Genomic DNA, 15,956 nt, shown 5'->3' on the forward strand with positions numbered 1-15,956 from the left:
AAAACCATCAACTCACCAGCTGTTTGAGCAGCGCAAAGGCTTCCTTCATTTTGTCTTCACTCACCACAAAGGCGCGCAGCTGGTTTTCGGCATCCACGCCTTTCGCTACCAGCCCCTCTTTGGCGGCTACGATATTCCACGTCAGATCGTCGCGGCGGGTGTCGCCGGCCAGATGCAGCGGCAGATCCGGGGTTTTCACTTTCACCAGCATTGGCGGCAGCTTGAGTTCCCCCGCCTGCGCCAGCAGGTTTTTACTCAGGCACATGGCGCTGAGTAAAATCGGCTGCAGGAACGGCAGTACCGTACCGTTGATTTCCGCACAGTCGCCGAGCGCATAAATCGCCGGGTCGCTGGTTTGCAGTTGATTATTGACCACCACGCCGCGGTTAATCTGCAATCCGGCATGGCGCGCCAGCGACGTTTCCGGGCGCAGGCCGGCGGCGGCCACCACCGCATCGACGGTTATCGCGCGCTGGCGGTCGAGACTGACGCGAATGCCGTCGGCGGTTTGCTCTAACCCCTCAAGCTGCGCCTTGAGCATCAGATGTACGCCCATCTCGGTAAGCCGATGCTGCAGGCGGCTACTGGCCTCCGGCGGCATCAGCGCCGCCAGCACGCTGGCTGAGTTATCGACCACCGTTACCGCTTTACCGGCGCGGCAGAAATCCATCGCCAGTTCGCAGCCAATCAGGCCGCCGCCGACGATCAGCACGCGCTTCGCGTCGTGCAGCTGGCTCTGCGCCGCGCCATATTCGCGCTGGCTGTTCAGCGTCAGCATCAGCTCGCGTCCCGGCACCGGCGGGATAAACGGCGTCGCCCCGGTGGCCAGCACCAGTTTGTCATAGCGCCACTGGTTATCCTGGCTCTTCACTAACCGTTTTTCGGCGTCGATATCGCTCACCCAGGTATGGGGAAACAGACGCAGATTATACTGCTCGGCGAACTCGCCGGCGCTTTGCAGGGTCAGATCGTCGGCCTTCTGCCCGCGGCTGATGACATGGCTGAGGTCCGGTTTGTTGTATTCATCCATGCTATCGGCGGCGATTAAGGTCAGCGGGATTTGCGTATCCTGCTTACGGATATTTTTCACCAGCTGGCGGGCCGCAAAGCCCGAGCCGATGATGACGATGCCATCACTCATTTTGCCTCCGTCGCCAGTACGTCAAAGACATCTTTGCCAAGAGAACACTCTGGGCAGAGGAAATTGTCCGGCACTTCACTCCACGGCGTACCCGGCTGGACATCCTGGTTAGGTTCGCCTTTTGCCGGGTCATAGACCCACTGGCACACGCTGCACTGCATCATGGGGCCGAGATCGGCGGCCGCGGCGGCGGCACAGGCGCAATCCTGTGGTTCCGGCGTTGTCGCTGCTTCAGCAACCGGCAGCGGCGAGAGGGCCCACTGACGAGCGATATCGCGTCCGTGTTGGCGGCACAATTCCAGCGCGTCGATATCCGGGCGCCATTTGGCTTTCAGGCTCAGCGACATCTCAAAGCCGGCATCCTGCAGGCGGGTGGAGAGGCGGTCTACCGCGCCGCCGCTCCAGCCGTGCGAGCCAAAGGCGCTGGCGCGTTTATTGCGAAAACGCAGCCCGGTCATCTCTTCCACCAACCCGGCGATTTTCGGCATCATCACGTTGTTCATGGTGGAGGTGCCCACCAGTACGCCTTTCGAGCGGAAAACGTTGGTGAGAATGTCGTTTTTGTCGCTGCGGGCGACGTTGAAGATTTTTACCGCTACCCGCGGGTCGACTTCAGTGATCCCCTGAGCGATAGCATCCGCCATCATGCGGGTGTTGTTGGACATGGTGTCGTAGAAAATCGTGATGCGATCTTCCTGATAATCCGCCGCCCACTCGAGGTATTTCTCGACGATTTGCGTCGGGTTATCGCGCCAGACCACGCCGTGGGAGGTGGCAATCATCTCCACCGGCAGGTTGAAACCGAGGATCTCGGTAATTTTTGGCGTCACCAGACGGCTAAACGGCGTCAGGATGTTGGCGTAGTAGCGCTGGCACTGTTCGTACAGTTCAATCTGGTCCACTTCATCGTTGAACAGGTGTTCGTCGCAGTAGTGCTGGCCGAAGGCGTCATTGCTGAACAGCACCGCATCGCCGGTCAGGTAGGTCATCATGCTGTCAGGCCAGTGCAGCATCGGCGTTTCCACGAAGATCAGCTGTTTACCATTACCGATATCGAGAGTATCGCCGGTTTTCACCACGTGGAAGTTCCACTCCGGATGATGATGGTGGCCGTTGATCGAGTCGATGGCGTTGGCGGTGCAGTAAATCGGCGTATCCGGGATCTGCATCATCAGCTCAGTCAGCGCGCCGGCATGGTCCTCTTCGGCGTGGTTAATGACGATGTAGTCGAGGTCGGCGAGATCGATTTCGCTGCGCAGGTTCTGCACGAACTCGCGGCTGAATTTATGATCGACGGTATCAATCAGCACGTTTTTCTCTTCGCGGATGAGATAGCTGTTGTAGCTGCTGCCGCGCAGCGTTTTATATTCGGTGCCGTGGAAATCACGCACTTCCCAGTCACGTTGGCCAACCCAAAGAATGTTATTTTTAACCGCAATAGACATAGCAACCTCAATCAATACAGTGTGTTTAAACTCAGTTGACTGGCTTATATCAAGTTGCATGCCAACTTTTTAATTCATTGATAATTGGCTATTTTTAATTTTTTCTGATTTTGGTTGCTGTCAAAATGACAATGGCTAAAATAGTCGATATGACAATGCGTGTTGTCAAAATGACAATGGAGCGGCAATGAGTTTTTCCGTCGACGAGCTGGCGAGAATCGCCATTGATTTACAAAGCGATATTGGTCACACCGACCGCTTTTCGCGCCTGATTACTACCCTGCGGCAGATCCTCGGCTGCGATGCCTCGGCGCTGCTGCGCTATGAGGCGCATCAGTTTGTGCCGCTGGCGATCGATGGCCTGGCGCAGGATGTGCTTGGTCGGCGCTTTGCCCTGGAAGGACACCCGCGGCTTGAGGCGATTGCGCGTGCCGGGGATGTGGTGCGCTTCCCGGCGGATAGCGACTTGCCCGACCCCTATGACGGGCTGATCCCCGGTCATGAGAGCCTGAAGGTTCACGCCTGCGTTGGCCTGCCGCTGTTTGCCGGGCAGACGCTGATTGGCGCGCTGACTCTTGACGGCATGGATGCCGACCGTTTCGATAGCTTCAGCGATGAAGAGCTGCGGCTGATTGCCGCGCTGGTGGCTGGCGCCTTGAATAACGCGCTGCTCATCGCCCGCCTTGAGGCGCAAAATGTGTTGCCGGTGCAACCGGTGAATGACGCGCAGCCTGAGCGTCAGGAGATTATCGGCCTGTCGGCGCCCATGCTGCAGCTGAAAAAAGAGATCGATATCGTCGCCGCCTCGGATTTAAACGTGCTGATCAGCGGCGAAACCGGCACCGGGAAAGAGCTGGTGGCGAAGGCGGTGCACCAGGGATCGCCGCGAGCCGCCAATCCGCTGGTCTATCTCAACTGCGCGGCGCTGCCGGAAAGCGTGGCGGAGAGCGAGCTGTTTGGCCATGTGAAAGGGGCGTTTACCGGGGCTATCAGCAACCGTAGCGGTAAATTTGAGATGGCTGATAACGGCACCCTGTTCCTTGATGAAATAGGCGAACTGTCGCTGGCGTTGCAGGCGAAGCTGCTGCGCGTGTTGCAGTATGGCGATATTCAGCGCGTCGGCGATGACCGCAGCCTGCGGGTCGATGTGCGGGTGCTGGCGGCGACGAACCGCGATCTGCGCCAGGAGGTGGTGGAAGGGCGCTTTCGCGCCGATCTGTACCATCGGCTGAGCGTCTTCCCGCTGTCGGTTCCGGCGCTACGCGAACGGGAAAACGATGTGGTGCTGCTGGCGGGCTATTTCTGTGAGCAGTGCCGCCTGCGGATGGGGCTGGCGCGGGTCATTTTGGCTGAGGCGGCGCGAAACAGGCTGCAGCAGTGGTCCTGGCCGGGCAACGTGCGCGAACTGGAGCATGCTATTCACCGGGCGGTGGTGCTGGCGCGGGCCACCCAGGCCGGTGATGAAGTGGTACTGGAGCCGCAGCATTTCCAGTTTGCGGTGACGGCGCCGATGTTGCCGACTGAGACGGCGGCAGCGTCACCCGCGATAGAGAAGGTCAATCTACGCGAGGCGACTGACTCTTTTCAGCGAGAAGCGATTAGCCGCGCCCTGGAGGCGAACCAGCGCAACTGGGCGGCGACCGCCCGTGCGCTGGAACTGGACGTCGCCAACCTGCATCGGCTGGCGAAACGACTGGGGCTTAAAGGATCCCTGCCTGGTAAAAGTTCTGCAGGTTGATGGCGCCGACCAGTTGGCCGTTTTCATCCACGACCGGCGCGGCGCTGATTTTGTGTTTCATCAGCCGCTCTTTGGCTTCCACCGCGCGGCTTTCCGCCTGCAGCGTTACGCCGTTGCGGGTCATCGCCCGAGTGACGCTATCGTTGAGCGTACCGCCAGCAACCAGCCAGCGGCGCAGGTCGCCGTCGGTGAAAACGCCCTGCACGCGGTTGGTTTCATCGCAGACCGCCACCAGGCCGAGCCCGGTTCGGCTGAGTTCAAGCATGGCGTCCATGACGTTGGCCCCGGCATCGACCCGCGGCACTTCTTCGTCGCGGCGCATCAGGTGATGCACCTTATTCAGCAGACGCGCGCCGAGGGCGCCCGCCGGGTGGGAACGGGCGAAATCTTCTTCATTGAAACCGCGCGCCTGCATCACCGCCATCGCCAGCGCGTCGCCCAGCATCAGGGTGTTAACGGTGCTGGAGGTCGGCGCCAGATGCATCGGACAGGCTTCGCGCTCCACGGCGATATCCAGCACCGCTTTCGCCGCCAGCGCCAGCGGCGAGGTGGATTTGCCGGTCATCGCCAGCAGAGGAATGGATTTCTCTTCCAGCCGCGGCACGATGAGATCCAGCTCTTTTGCGCTACCGGAGTAGGAGATAAACAGCATCACGTCGCGGCTATCGAGCATACCGAGATCGCCGTGCAGGGCTTCCGCCGGATGGACGAAAAAGGCCGGGGTGCCGGTGCTGGCGAAGGTTGCCGCCAGCTTTTTACCGATGTGGCCGGATTTACCGATACCGGAGACAATCAGTTTGCCCTCGCAGTGGATGATGGTTTCCGCCGCGCGGATGAAGTCGTCGCCCAGGCGTTCCGGCAGGCGGCTCGCCTCCTGCAGCTCAAGCATCAGGGTCTGGCGTCCGGCCTCTAACAAAAAGTTACTCATGATGTTCTCCAGTAATAATGACTTCAATACCTTTGGCTTCCAGCGCCCGCTGGAATTCAGGGTCAATATCGGCATCGGTAATCAATTTATCCACGCGTTCAAGGCCGCAGACAATGTTGGGACTTTTACGGCCAAACTTGGATGAGTCGGCCATCAGGATCACTTCGCGGGCGGCGTTACACATCGCCTTACTGACGGTATAGACCTCGTTAAAGGTGGTGACGCCCGCCACCAGATCGATGCCGTCGGTGCCCATAAACAGCTTGTCGAAGCTGAATTGTTCGAAGGCGTTTTCCGCCAGCTGGCCGTGGAATGAAGCCGATTTTTTACGGAAGGTGCCGCCCGGCATCAGGATGGTCTGCTCGTTATCGAACTCGGAAAGGGCGTTGACGATATGCAGGCTGTTGGTCATCACCGTGATGTTATTGAAGCGGCTCAGCAACGGCACCATTTGCAGCACGGTACTGCCGGCGTCGAGGATAATTGAATCGCCATCGTGGATGTAGCGTACGGCGGCCTCGGCAATCTGCGCTTTCTTGTGGGTGTTGATCAGCGTCTTGTGGTCGATAGGCGGGTCGGCCTCGTCTTTATTCAACACTACGCCGCCGTAGGTGCGGATGACGGTCCCGGCATTCTCCAGAATCACCAGATCCTTGCGGATAGTGGTGCCGGTGGTGTCGAAGTGTTGCGCCAGCTCTTCGACCGAGCATTTGCCCTGCGATTGCAGGTGCTCGAGAATGGCTGCCTGGCGCTGACGTGGTTTCATAGGCGTTGTATCCTGCGTTTAAGTTTCGAAGTGATAATTTCGCAAGATATTAACTTTCACAACGAAATTATGCATGTTTCGGATTAAGCGCTAATGATAGTGCATTCTGACAGAGCGGATCATTGGGAAAGATCACATCAGGCTGCAATTCCTCGAGATGTTTACCGCTAAGCGTGGGGATTTTTTGCGGACTGGCGAAGACGGTGAGGCCCTTCATCAACAGCGTATCGCAAATACGATCGTTTTCATCGACGGCGATAGCGACAATCGCGCGTGGTTTAAAGCGCCCGGAGGAACGGCCGACGCCAACGCGGCCCTGCTGGCAAAGGCTATCAAAAGCGCGATTGAAGCGGCGAATTTGCCAGCCGCCGAAAGCCAGCTGAGTCAGCCAGGCGATAGCGGCGACGGTGATTAATGCGGTAACCATAATGTCTCCTGAAAGTGGGGTACCGGGTACAACCCGGGTACCGTTTTTTGTCGGGTGGCGGCTAGCGCCTGACCCGACCGACATTTTTGTAGCCCGGATAAGCGCAGCGCCATCCGGGAACCTTTTAAAACATCACCTGGCCGCCGGTAACGTTAATTGACTGCCCGGTGCAGTACGACGCCTGCGGGCTGGCGTAAAACATCAACACGTTCAGCACATCCTGGTAATCGCAGCCGCGTTTCAACGGCACCTTATCGATGTAGTACTGCTCGACTTCGCTCTCATCAATGCCGAGCTTGGTGGCATACTGCGGCAGCAGCGACTGGAACATCGGCGATTTCAACAGATTGCCGAGCATCAGCGAATGGACGGTAATACCGTACTCCGCCAGATCCAGCGCCAGCGACTGGGTCAGCCCGACGCCGCCGAACTTCGCCGCGCTGTAGCCGGAGTTGTGCTTACTGCCCACTTTGCCGGACTTCGAGTTGATCTGAATGATGCGACCTTTAATGCCATCGCGGATCATCAGCCGCGAGAACTCGCGGGCGCAGAGGAAATAGCCCACCAGGTTCACCTGCAGCGAGCGGTCGAAATCCCCCAGCGCGAAGTCGCTAATAAACGCCGCTTTGGCAATCCCGGCGCTGTACACCAGCAGATCGACGCGCGTGAAAATCTCATCCACCCCGTGAGCCAGGGCAGTGACGCTGGCTTCGCTGGTGGCGTCGGCGCCGAAGCCGTATGCCGTGCCTTCGCCATATTCAGCGTTGATCTCCTGGGCGACGCGGCTGGCTTTTTCACTTTGAATATCGACCACCGCCACGCGGTACCCCTCGGCGGCCAGACCGCGGCACAGAAACTCTCCTAAGGTTTGTCCGCCACCAATGACAACAGCAACCTGATTCATCTTTCTCTCCTTCTAAGCAACAAATTTCAGTACGCAGCCGGTCGCGATAGCATCCGGCACCGGGCCGGCGACGTGAACGGTTCCGGGAAACTCCGCTTCACGATGGCCGTCGAAGCGCAGGGTGATGTGGCCCAGCTCGCGCAGGTTTTGTTCGGCGACCTCGCCGACGGCGGTCACCGGATAACGCCTGTCGCCGAGCTGCAGCTCTGCGCCCGGCGTCAGGGGGCCGGCAAGCTCGCCGTGGTTGTGAATAAAGCAATACTCTTCGATATCCGCCGGGGCGCCCTCGCGGAAGGTGATCAGCATCTGCTCTTCCAGCGCCATCGTCGCGCAGGCGCCGATGCGGGTAATGGTGGTGTGGTAAATGACGGTCATCTTCAGGAACCTCTTACTGGTAAATAAATCCGGAAACGAACCACGCGATCAGCACGGTTGGCGCGCCGGTGAGGAAGCGGCTGACCAGCACCGACGGCACGCCGACGCGCACGGTATCCTGACGGGCCTCGGCCAGCGACAGGCCTACCGGGATAAAATCGCAGGCGGCCTGAGCGTTAATGGCAAACAGCGCGGGCAGGGCGAGGTGCGGTGGAATGTTGCCAAGGCCGATCTGGACGCCGATCAGCACGCCGATGACCTGGGCGATAACGGCGCCGGGGCCGAGAAATGGCGACAGCAACGGGAAGGAGCAGATCAGCGCCAGGGTCACCAGCCCCAGCGGATGGCTGGCAAGCGGCGCCAGGCCGTGGGCAATCCAGTCGCCGATGCCGGAGGCCATGATGATGCCGATCAGCGCCGAGACGAAGGCCATAAACGGCAGAATGGTTTTCAGCACCGTGTCGATGGTGTCGCGTCCGGCCTGGAACAGCACCGCCACCACCGAACCCATCCCCATCCCGACCTTAGCCAGCAGGCCGTCGCTCTGTTCGGTGATCTTTTTGCTGGCGTCATAATCGCGTCCCGCGGCAGGGAGTGGTTGCGCTGCCGTCTCGCCGCTATCTTCCAGCAGTTTGATGTTCTCTTCTTTCACCCCGGAGACGTAAATATCCTCGACGATATACTGCGCCAGCGGCCCGGATTTACCGGTGGCGTGGATGTTGATGGTCGGAATACGGCGCTTCGGGTAGAGGCCGCAGCGCAGGGTGCCGCCGCAGTCAATAATGGCGATGCCAATTTCGCTTTCCGCCGGTTCACCCTCTTTAAATCCATCAACCGCCTGCCAGCCGGTCAGGCTGGCGATGCGGTCAACGATCGCCGGTCGGGTGCCGGCGGTGATATAGACGATCTTTTTGCCCTCGACGACGTCGAGTTCAAGGGGGCCGCCCCAGCCGCCGGTGCCTTTCTCAATACGAATGCGGGTCATGATGTCGCTCCTGACAGATGCACTTTCCGGGCAAGCTGAATCGCCATTTTTTTCTCGAAAATAGAGGTGGTCAGGTCGGTGATCCAACCGCGGAAGAAGTTGGTTACCAGGCCAACCAGCAGGTAGCTCACCGCCAGGGGACCAAGCGGCAGGCCAAGCGTGGTGAGGCCGTTGGCGATGCCGAGATAAACAAACAGCTCGCCGGGGTTGATGTGCGGAAACAGCCCGTTCATCGAATGACAGCTATAGGAGGCCGCCGCGTAGTAGCTTGGTTTGTACTTCTCTGGCATAAAGCGGCCAAGGCTTAAGGTCATGGGGTTGCAGAAGACAAAGGTACCGATGCAGGGCAACAGCAGGTAACGGGTAAGCGGGTTGCCGGCGCAGCGCTGCGCCAGCTTTTCGATCCGCTGCTGGCCGATAAAGTTGATCAGCGCGTTCATGATCACCAGCAGGCTGATCAGTAAGGGGAGGATCCCGGTCACCATGCCGGTAAATACCTCGCCGCCTTTCTGAAACAGGCCGATAAACCACTCCGCGCCGTGGGTAACGACGTCAATCATTGTTCTCTCCTTCAGCGTGTTATTTTTCTTGCTAACTGCAGGCTGATTTTAATCATTTTGAAAGGTTTTAAAGTGTTAAATAGATCGCAAAATGAAAGATAAATATTTTATTTTGAAAGTTTGAAGGCAAGAGGATGAAACGATGAGGCGCATGGCAGTATGTAGGGAAGGGGCGATGAAGGACTATTTTGTCTACAAACGGATTGTCGCTTTCTTGTTGGTCGTCGCATGCTTTACCATAATTATCCCTTGCTGAATTTGTTAAACGGAATTCCCATGTTGAAGCGTCGCTATCTGGCTTTACTTCCCCTTTGTGTGCTCCTCGCTGCCTGCAGCAGCAAACCCAAGACCCCCGCGGAAACGGAGATGGCGAGTGGAACCGGCGGCTTTTTGCTGGAACCGCAGCATAACGTGATGCAGATGGGCGGCGACTTCGCCAACAACCCGGCGGCGGCGCAGTTCATCGATAAGATGGTGGCGAAGCACGGCTTCGACAGACAGCAGCTGCAGGAGATCCTGTCGCAGGCTAAGCGCCTGGATTACGTCCTGCGGCTGATGGATCGTCAGGCGCCGACCGGCCTGCCGCCGACCGGGCCGACCGGCGCCTGGCTGCGCTACAAGAAACAGTTTATTACCCCGGATAATGTGCAGAACGGCGTGGTGTTCTGGAACCAGTATCAGGATGCGCTGAACCGCGCTTATCAGGTTTATGGCGTGCCGCCGGAAATCATCGTCGGCATTATCGGCGTGGAGACTCGCTGGGGTCGGGTGATGGGCAAAACCCGCATCCTTGATGCGCTGGCGACCTTGTCATTTAGCTACCCGCGCCGCGCTGAATACTTCTCGTCGGAGCTGGAAACCTTCCTGTTAATGGCGCGCAGCGAAAGCGACGACCCGCTGGATCTGAAAGGTTCTTTCGCCGGGGCGATGGGCTACGGCCAGTTTATGCCGTCCTCCTATAAGCAGTATGCGGTCGATTTTAACGGTGACGGCCATATCAACCTGTGGGACCCGGTGGATGCCATCGGCAGCGTGGCCAACTACTTCAAACAGCATGGCTGGGTGAGCGGCGATCTGGTGGCGGTGCAGGCGCTGGGCCAGGCGCCGGGGCTGGAGAATGGTTTCAAAACCAAATACAGCGTGTCGCAGCTGGCGGCGGCGGGGCTAACCCCAACCCAGCCGCTGGGTAACCATCAGCAGGCCAGTCTGCTACGGCTGGATGTCGGCACCGGCTATGAGTACTGGTACGGGCTGCCGAACTTCTACACCATCACCCGCTATAACCACAGCACCCACTACGCGATGGCCGTCTGGCAACTGGGCCTGGCGGTTTCTCAGGCCCGTGGCGGGTACTGATTTTCATCCGGCTGACAGATTCCGCGCCTCCCCGGATAGCGGCGCGTACCGCCTTATCCGGGCTACGGTCTGGTATCCGGTTGGTAGCCCCGGTAAGCGCAGCGCGACCGGGGGAGAGTTCAATGACAGCTTGTCGCCCATCGGCAACACTGCGGCTACGTTACTGACAGATTCCGCGCCTCCCCGGATAGCGGCGCGTAGCGCCTTATCCGGGCTACGGTCTGGTATCCGGTTGGTAGCCCCGGTAAGCGCAGCGCGACCGGGGGATGACGCCGGGGAGGCCGCGCTTAACCTCTCGTTTTTTCCCGCCCGCATGCCTCTTGTTGACCTTTGTTACATTTCTGCCCACTGACACTGATTTACATTCTTTTTTTGCTTCTGTATTGTTATGTTATAACATTAAAAGAGGTGAAATATGTTCACATCAGTTTTTATGGCATCCGGCGCGACGCGCGCGACCATCGCAGGCGTGCTGCTGGTGGCGCTATGGTTAGCGACCTGGTGGGCGGTGGCGCTGCCATGATTGAGCTGGAGCAACTGGTCGCTGGCTATGACGGGGTGGCGATCACCCCACCGTTGAGCGGGATGATATGCCCCGGCAGCCTGACAGCAATCGTTGGCCTCAATGGCTGCGGAAAATCAACGCTGCTGAAAACGCTCGCCGGGTTTCTACCACCGGTCAGTGGCCGCCTGCGCTGGCAGGGGAAACGGCCGGTGATTGGCTGGCTGGCGCAGCGCCATGCCCTCGAGTCGCAGTTTCCTCTCAACGTGCAGGATGTGGTGAGTCAGGGCGCATGGCCCGGCGTGTCGCTGCTACGCGGTCTGGGCGGCGATACCCGGCGACGTATCAGCGCGGTGCTGGAGCGGGTCGGGCTGGCGGGTCTGGCGAAATCGCCGATTGAGGCGCTCTCCGGCGGCCAGTTTCAGCGCATGTTGTTTGCCCGGGTGATGGTGCAGCAAGCGCCGCTGGTGATGCTCGACGAGCCCTTCACCGGCATCGACGAAGCGACCTGCCGGGAACTGATGGAATTGATCCTCGAGATGCATCAGCAGGGGCAGACCATCCTGGCGGTGCTGCATGATAACCAGCGGGTGGCCGACTTTTTCCCCGAGACGCTGCTGCTGACTTCCCAACGCGCCTGCTGGGGCGTCACCCGGGCGGTACTTCCGGCTTTCAGTCATGCGAGGTCGGCATGATCTGGCACACCTTCTTTCAGCCTTTTATTGAATTTGGTTTTATGCGCCGGGCGCTGGTGGTGTGTCTGGCGCTGTCGCTGAGCACCACCATGCTGGGCGTCTTCCTGCTGCTGCGGCGTATGAGCCTGATGGGCGATGCGCTGTCGCACGCCATTCTCCCCGGGGTGGCGGTGGGGTATCTGCTGAGCGGCATGTCGCTGCTGGCCATGACCCTGGGCGGCTTCATCGCCGGCATCGTGGTGGCGCTGGTGGCCGGGTGGGTGAGCCGGCGGACACCGTTAAAAGAGGACGCCAGCTTTGCCGGATTTTATCTGGGATCGCTGGCTCTGGGCGTCACCCTGGTGTCGCTGCGCGGCTCCAGCGTCGACCTCCTGCATCTGTTATTTGGCTCTATTCTGGCGGTCGATCGTGACGCGGCGCTATTTGTCAGCGGCGTCGCCAGCCTGACGCTGCTGTGCATTGCGCTGTGCTACCGCGGTCTGGTCAGCGAGGCGTTCGACAGCGCCTGGCTGCAGGTGAACCACCCCCGCCTTCCCGCGCTGCTGCATGGACTGTTTCTGGCGCTGCTGGTGCTTAATCTGGTGGCGGGGTTTCAGGTACTCGGCACGCTGATGGCGGTAGGGGTGATGATGCTTCCGGCGGTTGCCGCGCGCTGCTGGGCGCGAACGCTGCCGGGCATTCTGCTGCTGGCGGCGCTCTCCGGCGCACTCTGCGCCTGGCTGGGATTAAGTCTCTCCTGGGCGGCCAGTCTTCCCGCCGGGCCCGCCATCGTGCTGACCGCCAGCGCGCTGTTTTTTATTTCGCTGTTTTTTGGCACGCATAGCCGGCTGCTGATCGGCTGGCGCAAATTGATGGGGTAAGGAAATGATGAAACGTAGTGCAATGGTTGTGGCGCTGGCTTTGGGGCTGATGGCGCAGGGGGCGATGGCAAAAACGCTGAACGTGGTAAGCAGTTTTTCGGTGCTGGGTGATATGGTGAAGCAGGTCGGCGGCGAGCATGTCCATGTCGAAACGCTGGTCGGCCCGGACGGCGATCCACACACCTTCGAGCCCTCGCCGAAAGATAGTGCGCTGCTCAGCAAGGCCGACGTGGTGGTGGTCAACGGCCTGGGGCTGGAAGGGTGGCTGGATCGTCTGATTAAGGCCTCTGGTTTTAAGGGCGAGCTGGTGGTGGCCTCGAAAGGCGTCAAGACCCATACCCTTGATGAGGATGGCAAAACGGTGACCGATCCCCACGCCTGGAACAGCGCGGCGAACGGTGCGTTGTATGCGCAGAATATCCTCGATGGTCTGGTGAAAGCCGACCCGGAAGATAAAGCGGCGTTGACCAGCAGCGGCAAGCGCTATATCGAGCAGTTGACGAATATCGACGGCTGGGCGAAAGCGCAGTTCAGCGCCATTCCGCTGGCAAAGCGCAAGGTTCTGACCAGCCATGACGCCTTCGGCTATTTTGGCCGCGCTTACAATGTGACATTCCTCGCGCCACAGGGGCTCTCTTCAGAGAGCGAGGCCAGCGCGGCGCAGGTGGCGGCGCTGATTAAGCAAATCAAAGCCGATGGCGTCCATACCTGGTTTATGGAGAACCAGCTTGACCCGCGGCTGGTGAAGCAAATCGCCAGCGCGACAGGCGCCCAGCCGGGGGGCGAACTCTATCCGGAGGCGCTCTCCGCACCGGGTGGCGTCGCGGATAGCTATGTGAAAATGATGCGTCATAACGTGGCGCTGATCGCCGCCAGCATGAAGTAATCGTGCGATTTATCATCCCGGCATCGCCGGGATGATTCATTTTGGATGTCCCCTCGTAAATTCCACACCTCGTCCCCATATCTCTGTGGAAAGTGCTATCTTTGATGGCCTCTTTATCCAGACCAAAGCGGGGCGATAATGACCGATTCAGAATTAATGCAGCTAAGCGAGAAGGTGGGCCGGGCGCTGAAGGCGCGCGGTGCGACGGTGACCACGGCGGAATCCTGCACCGGCGGCTGGATAGCGAAAGCGATCACCGATATTGCCGGCAGCTCAGCGTGGTTTGAACGCGGCTTTGTGACCTACAGCAACGAAGCCAAATCGCAAATGATCGGCGTTAGCGAAGCGACGCTGCGGGACAACGGCGCAGTGAGCGAACCGGTGGTGGTCGAGATGGCGATCGGCGCACTGCGCGCGGCGCGCGCGGACTATGCCATCTCCGTTAGCGGCGTCGCCGGGCCGGATGGCGGCAGCGACGAAAAGCCGGTCGGCACGGTGTGGTTTGGTGTCGCCAGCGTGAGCGGGCAAGGCGTGACGCGGCGCGAATGCTTTGCCGGAGACCGCGAAGCGGTGCGTCGTCAGGCGACGGCCTATGCGCTCAATCTGCTCTGGCAACAATTTCTACAAAACACTTGATACTGTATGACCATACAGTATAATTGCCTCAACTGAACAAATATTAACGGCGAAGCGAACACGCTTCACCCTGCATGATTAGGAGTAACAATGGCGATCGACGAAAACAAACAGAAAGCGTTGGCGGCTGCACTGGGCCAGATCGAAAAGCAATTCGGTAAAGGCTCCATCATGCGCCTGGGTGAAGACCGTTCTATGGACGTAGAAACCATCTCCACCGGCTCGCTTTCTCTGGATATTGCGCTCGGCGCCGGCGGTCTGCCAATGGGCCGTATCGTCGAGATCTACGGGCCGGAATCTTCCGGTAAAACCACCCTGACGCTGCAGGTTATCGCCGCAGCGCAGCGTGAAGGTAAAACCTGTGCGTTCATCGATGCCGAACACGCGCTGGACCCGGTCTATGCGCGCAAACTGGGCGTGGATATCGACAACCTGCTGTGTTCTCAGCCTGATACCGGTGAACAGGCGCTGGAAATCTGTGACGCGCTGGCGCGCTCTGGCGCGGTTGACGTTATCGTCGTCGACTCCGTCGCGGCGCTGACGCCGAAAGCGGAAATCGAAGGCGAAATCGGCGATTCTCACATGGGTCTCGCGGCGCGTATGATGAGCCAGGCGATGCGTAAGCTGGCGGGTAACCTGAAGCAGTCCAACACGCTGCTGATCTTCATCAACCAGATCCGTATGAAAATCGGCGTAATGTTCGGTAACCCGGAAACCACCACCGGCGGTAACGCGCTGAAGTTCTACGCCTCCGTGCGTCTGGACATCCGTCGCATCGGCGCGGTGAAAGAGGGCGACAACGTCGTCGGCAGCGAAACCCGCGTCAAAGTGGTGAAGAACAAGATCGCCGCGCCGTTCAAACAGGCTGAATTCCAGATCCTCTACGGCGAAGGCATCAACTTCTTCGGCGAGCTGGTTGACCTGGGCGTGAAAGAGAAGCTGATTGAGAAAGCGGGCGCCTGGTACAGCTACAACGGCGACAAAATTGGTCAGGGTAAAGCGAACGCGATCACCTGGCTGAAAGAGAACCCGGCGGCGGCGAAAGAAATTGAGAAGAAAGTTCGCGAACTGCTGCTCAACAACCAGGACTCTACGCCGGACTTCGCCGTTGACGGCAACGACGCAGAAGAAACGGAACAAGATTTCTGATATCGTCTAACAGAGTGATAAAGGGCTGCTTATGCGGCCCTTTTGCATTTTTTAGATTATTGAGGTGCCTGTGACTGAACCTTCATCACGCCGCTCCGGCTACGCCCGCCTGCTGGACCGCGCTATCCGCATTCTGGCCATGCGCGACCACAGCGAACAGGAGCTGCGGCGCAAACTGGCTGCACCAGTAATGAGCAAAAATGGCCCCGAGGCGCTGGACGTCACCCCCGAAGAGCTGGAGCAGGTGGTTGCCTGGTGTATCGAAAACCGCTATCTCGACGATCACCGTTTTGTCGGCCAGTTCATCGCCAGCCGGAGCCGCAAAGGCTATGGTCCGGCGCGCATTCGTCAGGAGCTCAGCCAGAAAGGGATTGCCCGCCAGGACGTTGAACAGGCGATGCGCGAATGTGATATCGACTGGGTGAGCCTTGCCAGGGAGCAGGCGCAGCGTAAATACGGCGAACCGTTACCTTCCGCCTTTACTGAAAAAGTGAAAGTTCAGCGATTCCTGCTTTACCGCGGCTACCTGATGGAAGATATCCAGGAAATCTGGCGAAATTTTGCAGATTGACCCATCGGGGATTTTACTTCGCCGTAAAGAAA

Annotated in this window: 17 protein-coding genes; 8 read left to right on the forward strand and 9 right to left on the reverse strand. The window is 59.1% G+C overall.

Annotated elements, in window-relative coordinates:
• Positions 1–7: 7 nt before the first annotated feature.
• Both norW and norV read right to left on the reverse strand, forming a co-directional pair.
• On the reverse strand, positions 8–1,141 hold the full coding sequence (norW, locus tag AS136_RS03000; RefSeq protein ID WP_023323172.1) for an NADH:flavorubredoxin reductase NorW: 1,134 nt from the start codon (positions 1,139–1,141) through the stop codon (positions 8–10).
• Positions 1,138–2,586: an anaerobic nitric oxide reductase flavorubredoxin gene (gene norV, locus AS136_RS03005; RefSeq protein ID WP_023323171.1), complete on the reverse strand. Its 1,449-nt coding sequence runs from the start codon at positions 2,584–2,586 to the stop codon at positions 1,138–1,140. The genes norW and norV overlap by 4 nt, the downstream gene beginning before the upstream one ends.
• Before the next feature lie 187 nt (positions 2,587–2,773).
• Here norV and norR point away from each other — a divergent pair, with 187 nt between their 5' ends.
• A complete protein-coding gene (gene norR / locus AS136_RS03010; protein ID WP_023323170.1) occupies positions 2,774–4,324 on the forward strand; it encodes a nitric oxide reductase transcriptional regulator NorR in 1,551 nt (516 codons plus the stop codon).
• Here the strand turns inward: norR and gutQ are convergent.
• The 7 genes from gutQ to srlA all read right to left on the reverse strand — a co-directional run bounded on the left by gutQ (position 4,287) and on the right by srlA (position 9,269).
• Positions 4,287–5,252, reverse strand: coding sequence for an arabinose-5-phosphate isomerase GutQ (gene gutQ, locus AS136_RS03015; protein ID WP_008806164.1), 966 nt, complete (start codon positions 5,250–5,252; stop codon positions 4,287–4,289). The two genes, norR and gutQ, sit on opposite strands and share 38 nt — an antisense overlap.
• Complete coding sequence (srlR, locus tag AS136_RS03020; RefSeq protein ID WP_008806163.1) at positions 5,245–6,018, reverse strand: glucitol operon DNA-binding transcriptional repressor SrlR; 774 nt, start codon at positions 6,016–6,018, stop codon at positions 5,245–5,247. Before srlR ends, gutQ begins: the two co-directional genes overlap by 8 nt.
• Positions 6,019–6,085: 67 nt before the next feature.
• The gene (gene gutM / locus AS136_RS03025; RefSeq protein ID WP_023323169.1) at positions 6,086–6,445 is read right to left on the reverse strand and encodes a transcriptional regulator GutM; all 360 of its coding nucleotides are present in this window, start codon (positions 6,443–6,445) and stop codon (positions 6,086–6,088) included.
• 124 nt (positions 6,446–6,569) lie between these two features.
• Positions 6,570–7,349, reverse strand: coding sequence for a sorbitol-6-phosphate dehydrogenase (gene srlD, locus AS136_RS03030; RefSeq protein ID WP_008806161.1), 780 nt, complete (start codon positions 7,347–7,349; stop codon positions 6,570–6,572).
• Between the two features lie 12 nt (positions 7,350–7,361).
• Complete coding sequence (srlB, locus tag AS136_RS03035; protein ID WP_008806160.1) at positions 7,362–7,724, reverse strand: PTS glucitol/sorbitol transporter subunit IIA; 363 nt, start codon at positions 7,722–7,724, stop codon at positions 7,362–7,364.
• Positions 7,725–7,737: 13 nt separating this feature from the next.
• Positions 7,738–8,709 carry a PTS glucitol/sorbitol transporter subunit IIB gene (srlE, locus tag AS136_RS03040; protein ID WP_008806159.1) on the reverse strand — a complete coding sequence of 324 codons (972 nt, stop codon included), beginning with the start codon at positions 8,707–8,709 and terminating at the stop codon, positions 7,738–7,740.
• Positions 8,706–9,269 carry a PTS glucitol/sorbitol transporter subunit IIC gene (srlA, locus tag AS136_RS03045; RefSeq protein WP_016161686.1) on the reverse strand — a complete coding sequence of 188 codons (564 nt, stop codon included), beginning with the start codon at positions 9,267–9,269 and terminating at the stop codon, positions 8,706–8,708. Before srlA ends, srlE begins: the two co-directional genes overlap by 4 nt.
• Before the next feature lie 276 nt (positions 9,270–9,545).
• Between srlA and mltB the strand changes: the two genes are divergently transcribed.
• From mltB to recX, 7 genes are all read left to right on the forward strand, one after another.
• Positions 9,546–10,625, forward strand: coding sequence for a lytic murein transglycosylase B (gene mltB, locus AS136_RS03050; RefSeq protein ID WP_012540785.1), 1,080 nt, complete (start codon positions 9,546–9,548; stop codon positions 10,623–10,625).
• Positions 10,626–11,111: 486 nt separating this feature from the next.
• A complete protein-coding gene (locus AS136_RS03055) occupies positions 11,112–11,822 on the forward strand; it encodes a metal ABC transporter ATP-binding protein (protein WP_012540787.1) in 711 nt (236 codons plus the stop codon).
• Positions 11,819–12,682 carry a metal ABC transporter permease gene (locus AS136_RS03060; protein ID WP_008806155.1) on the forward strand — a complete coding sequence of 288 codons (864 nt, stop codon included), beginning with the start codon at positions 11,819–11,821 and terminating at the stop codon, positions 12,680–12,682. The genes AS136_RS03055 and AS136_RS03060 overlap by 4 nt, the downstream gene beginning before the upstream one ends.
• Before the next feature lie 7 nt (positions 12,683–12,689).
• Positions 12,690–13,568: a metal ABC transporter substrate-binding protein gene (locus AS136_RS03065; protein ID WP_063266663.1), complete on the forward strand. Its 879-nt coding sequence runs from the start codon at positions 12,690–12,692 to the stop codon at positions 13,566–13,568.
• A 138-nt stretch (positions 13,569–13,706) separates the two neighbouring features.
• Positions 13,707–14,204 carry a nicotinamide-nucleotide amidase gene (gene pncC / locus AS136_RS03070; protein WP_012540790.1) on the forward strand — a complete coding sequence of 166 codons (498 nt, stop codon included), beginning with the start codon at positions 13,707–13,709 and terminating at the stop codon, positions 14,202–14,204.
• Between the two features lie 90 nt (positions 14,205–14,294).
• Positions 14,295–15,353 (forward strand): recombinase RecA, encoded by a 1,059-nt coding sequence (gene recA / locus AS136_RS03075; RefSeq protein WP_004205686.1) that lies wholly within the window; start codon positions 14,295–14,297, stop codon positions 15,351–15,353.
• A 70-nt stretch (positions 15,354–15,423) separates the two neighbouring features.
• Complete coding sequence (recX, locus tag AS136_RS03080) at positions 15,424–15,924, forward strand: recombination regulator RecX (protein ID WP_008806152.1); 501 nt, start codon at positions 15,424–15,426, stop codon at positions 15,922–15,924.
• Positions 15,925–15,956: the final 32 nt, after the last annotated feature.

The sequence above is a fragment of the Klebsiella sp. D5A genome, from assembly GCF_001620885.1.
Lineage (GTDB): Bacteria > Pseudomonadota > Gammaproteobacteria > Enterobacterales > Enterobacteriaceae > Klebsiella > Klebsiella variicola.